General features: G+C 64.5%; 1 protein-coding gene. It reads left to right on the top strand.

What is annotated here, in order from left to right; all coding sequences use genetic code 11:
* The first annotated feature begins 74 nt into the window (after positions 1-74).
* Positions 75-830 carry a hypothetical protein gene (locus HNS03_RS25700; protein ID WP_367198891.1) on the top strand — a complete coding sequence of 252 codons (756 nt, stop codon included), beginning with the start codon at positions 75-77 and terminating at the stop codon, positions 828-830.
* Positions 831-1,000 lie beyond the last annotated feature (170 nt).

Below are 1,000 nucleotides of genomic sequence, written 5' to 3'. Positions count from 1 at the left end.
TACTTCCTCTCCGATCCCGACACAAATCTCCGCATGATCATGAAGGACGGAAAAATCTATAAGGACACAAGGGGATGATCCGTCTCGTCGCGACAGGCTTCGCTCTTCTGGCGATGGCGTCCACAGCGGCCCGTGCGCAAGAGGGCTGGCGCGTCCAGATTACGCCCTATCTCTGGGGGGCCGGGTCGGCAAGCGAGATCCAGCCCCGCGCCGGCGGCGTGACGTTCAAGAGCGATATGTCGTTCGGCGACATTCTCGATCGCCTCGACGGGGCGTTCTTTCTGACCGGTGCCGTGCGCCACAACCGGTTCGTGGTTCTTGGCGATCTGACCTGGGTTTCGATGTCGGAGGACGACAGCATCACCGGCGTGCTGCCGGTTCCGGTTTCCGTTCACGGCAAGCTCACACAGACCTCCGAGACGGTGGCTGCGGGCTATTCGGTGGTCAGCCGGCCGGGCATGACCCTCGATGTCGTGGGCGGTGTCCGCGCCTGGCAGATCGACGCCAAGGTGTCGGCGGACGCGCGGATCGCGCCCTATTACAGTCTCGGCGCTGCCGCCAGCCGCGACCTCTCCTGGGTCGATCCGATCGTCGGGGTCCGCATGCGCGCGGCATTGTCGTCCAAATGGTCGCTTACCGGCTATGGCGATATCGGTGGCTATGACGGGCGCACGACCTGGCAGCTCTTGGGGACGGTGAACTATCGGATCTCGGAGACCTTCTCGCTGTCCGCGGGCTACCGTCAGATGTCGATCGACTATTCCGACAGCGAAACCACCCTCGACCTCGACATGGGCGGCCCACTCGTCGGCGCGACCCTTCGTTTTTAGACGGATCGGGACGAGGCCTGATCGTGGTATCTTCGCGCGCATTGTCGGACCGCGAATGCCGCCGTCCAATCGTCGCTTGGGGCGGGGCCGTCCGGAACGGACCGCTTCGTTTTGGCGGGCTGGTTCTTGCGGGTCCGGTTGGCGGCTGCGTGCCGTCGGGTGCGCCTGCG

Source organism: Amorphus sp. 3PC139-8, assembly GCF_040750475.1.
Classification (GTDB): domain Bacteria; phylum Pseudomonadota; class Alphaproteobacteria; order Rhizobiales; family Amorphaceae; genus Amorphus.
Note: the sequence above shows the minus strand (reverse complement) of the source record. Positions and strands in the feature narration are given on the sequence as shown.

What these genes read in the sequence shown, in the direction of transcription:
- HNS03_RS25700 (WP_367198891.1), top strand. Translation starts at nt 75, where the DNA reads ATGATCCGTCTCGTCGCGACAGGCTTCGCTCTTCTGGCGATGGCGTCC.